Origin of the sequence: Methanocalculus sp., assembly GCF_029762515.1 — an archaeon.
GTDB lineage: Archaea > Halobacteriota > Methanomicrobia > Methanomicrobiales > Methanocorpusculaceae > Methanocalculus.
On record NZ_JARVGN010000303.1, the window covers coordinates 1 to 2,914 of the forward strand.

General features: G+C 56.3%; 1 protein-coding gene and 1 CRISPR repeat array. The gene reads right to left on the reverse strand.

Features of this window, described 5'->3' with window-relative positions; translation table 11 throughout:
- Positions 1 to 28: 28 nt before the first annotated feature.
- Positions 29 to 1,764: a CRISPR direct-repeat array (repeat unit 37 nt; unit sequence GTCGCAAGAACTTAGAAAACCCGATAGGGATTGAAAC).
- Positions 1,765 to 1,999: 235 nt separating this feature from the next.
- On the reverse strand, positions 2,000 to 2,842 hold the full coding sequence (locus tag QCH34_RS10015; protein ID WP_366898556.1) for a potassium channel family protein: 843 nt from the start codon (positions 2,840 to 2,842) through the stop codon (positions 2,000 to 2,002).
- Between the last annotated feature and the right edge of the window lie 72 nt (positions 2,843 to 2,914).

Sequence of the window (2,914 nt, forward strand, 5' to 3'; positions counted from 1 at the left end):
GGTTAATGGATCGCATTGTCAAAGAGGGGTCGCAAGAACTTAGAAAACCCGATAGGGATTGAAACCGCATCCTCGGGCGGGAATCCCCCTTTGCCCGAATTGTCGCAAGAACTTAGAAAACCCGATAGGGATTGAAACGGGATGTGGGTGTGCTGGTTACGTCAGCACCAACAAGTGTCGCAAGAACTTAGAAAACCCGATAGGGATTGAAACCCGACGTGCTCGACGCTGACGTAGTTGGCCGACCCGTTTTGTCGCAAGAACTTAGAAAACCCGATAGGGATTGAAACTTTGCCCGGGCAGACGAGATCAATAACCGTTCCGGGTATCTGAGTCGCAAGAACTTAGAAAACCCGATAGGGATTGAAACGCCGCCGACGTGGCCCGCTTCGGCCGGGACGAGACCGGTCGCAAGAACTTAGAAAACCCGATAGGGATTGAAACAATTCATCATTGAGTGTTACAGGATAATCTTCTGAGTCGCAAGAACTTAGAAAACCCGATAGGGATTGAAACCTGAGGACCTGCGGGGTGATGTCATAGGATTCGCCCAGGTCGCAAGAACTTAGAAAACCCGATAGGGATTGAAACGAAGGTAAGCGGTATGCGTTCGACATCTGCACTTTGTCGCAAGAACTTAGAAAACCCGATAGGGATTGAAACTTTTCTAAAAAGTATTTGACTCGCTCGGTGGCTACATGTCGCAAGAACTTAGAAAACCCGATAGGGATTGAAACAGGATATCAACGTCGAGCAGTTCCGCGACCCCATGTCGCAAGAACTTAGAAAACCCGATAGGGATTGAAACAGCAGCGTCGTGGGTGTTTGGTGGGCTGGTGAAGGCTGGAAGTCGCAAGAACTTAGAAAACCCGATAGGGATTGAAACTAGCCCAATGGAACGCCAAATTTTTGGGCGGGAAACCGTCGCAAGAACTTAGAAAACCCGATAGGGATTGAAACGACGAGGTCTGGGCGCTCCCGTCCAGCGGGTATCCGAGTCGCAAGAACTTAGAAAACCCGATAGGGATTGAAACACGGCAGGATCTACTCCCACGACGATGCGGACGAGGTCGCAAGAACTTAGAAAACCCGATAGGGATTGAAACGCCGAGGTCTACGAGGACGAGACGGCCGGGGACATCATCGTCGCAAGAACTTAGAAAACCCGATAGGGATTGAAACAGGGTGTGGAGCTGGAAGGCGGTGGCCGTCTCGGGGGTCGCAAGAACTTAGAAAACCCGATAGGGATTGAAACTTCGGTCATATTCTGATCACGCCTCCGGAGGTTGAGTCGCAAGAACTTAGAAAACCCGATAGGGATTGAAACTGCATGATCCCGCTGCGAACCCGGCAGTGGCAGCACAGTCGCAAGAACTTAGAAAACCCGATAGGGATTGAAACACGCACCGCACCGACAGCTCACCCTCGCGTTTGAGTCGCAAGAACTTAGAAAACCCAATAGGGATTGAAACAAGAGCTCACCCATTGAAACGAAGCGCAAAAATGGTCGCAAGAACTTAGAAAACCCGATAGGGATTGAAACATACCAGGTGCCATCGTCCCCGACCCCGATGATCGTGTCGCAAGAACTTAGAAAACCCGATAGGGATTGAAACCAGTAAAATCTGGGCGGGGGCGATCGGGACGGGTAGGAGTCGCAAGAACTTAGAAAACCCGATAGGGATTGAAACCACAATGTTCTCCTGCACGTATTCGGCACCTGTTCGGTCGCAAGAACTTAGAAAACCCGATAGGGATGAGAACGTATTTGAAGATCGACCTGCAAGGCCTTCCTGATGGACAGGAACATCAGTCAGGAGATCAAAGCGGAAAAAGCATCCACCGGACCATGTAGACAGGTTCTGCTGGGGCCCTGATGATATCATCATCGAACGGCGAAAAAAACCCGAACGAAAGAAAGGGGGAATCGTCTACAAACAGGAGTGAGACAGGTGCCGCAGGGCCCGTCGGCATGCACTGTGGTGCCCACCTCCCCTCTTCACCGCACCACGGGCCCCGCGCTCTCGTCAAAGGGGTTGCGCCGGGCCGCGAGCGAATAGAGGTAGGGGTAGGTCGCGTGCAGGTGCTGGAGGTAGCCCAGCCATTCCAGGGCCAGGGCCCGGTAGGCCCGGGAGATGTCGCCTGCCAGGTGGGTGCGGTCGGCCCCGGAGAGGACGGCGAGGTCGTCGCGGACCGCCAGCTCCTCCCGCAGGTGGAAGACCGCATGTAAAAGGTCGGTGAAGACGTCGTGCTCGAAGAGGGCCGGGTTCTCCAGGAGCCGGAGGAGAAACTCCTTCTTCCCCTCGAGAAGCCGCTGCAGCCCCGGCAGGTCCGCCGCAGCGGCATCGACGGCGAAGCCGTGCCCCTCGAGGCAGCGCCGCATCCGCCGGAAGTCCTCCGCGCCGGGGTCGCTGCCGGGGGCGAGCGTGTCCCGCAGCTCCCCGGCCCGGGGATCGAGGCGGGCGAAAGAGCCGAGGAGCTCGGTCCCGGCCTCGCTGAAAAACAGGCCCATCATCATATTGATCTTGCGCTGGCGTGCCCGCCGCTCGCTTCGGGACACCAGGCCCTCGACGGCGGTGGCGAAGACGGAAACGAACGTCCCCACCCCGGCGATGATGATCAGGACGGCGATCAACCTGCCGGCACCGGTGACGGGGGCGATATCCCCGTAGCCGACCGTGGCGATGGTGACGACGACGAAGTAGACGGCATCGGAAAGGGAGAGCCCTTCGGTCGCCATCACCCCGAGGACGCCGGCAGTGACGATCAGGAGGAGCAGCGTGCACGAGATCGTGATCCGGGACGGTGCGGAAACCATACGGTGTACCTCTCCCGCATGCATATTAGACGGATCGATACGTGGCCTTGCGAAATTCCGCCGGAACGAGACGGAGGCCCGCGAACGGCAGAGAGG

Bases quoted from the DNA above. Each gene is read 5' to 3' on its own strand.
- QCH34_RS10015 (WP_366898556.1), bottom strand. From the start codon at position 2,842: ATGCATGCGGGAGAGGTACACCGTATGGTTTCCGCACCGTCCCGGATC.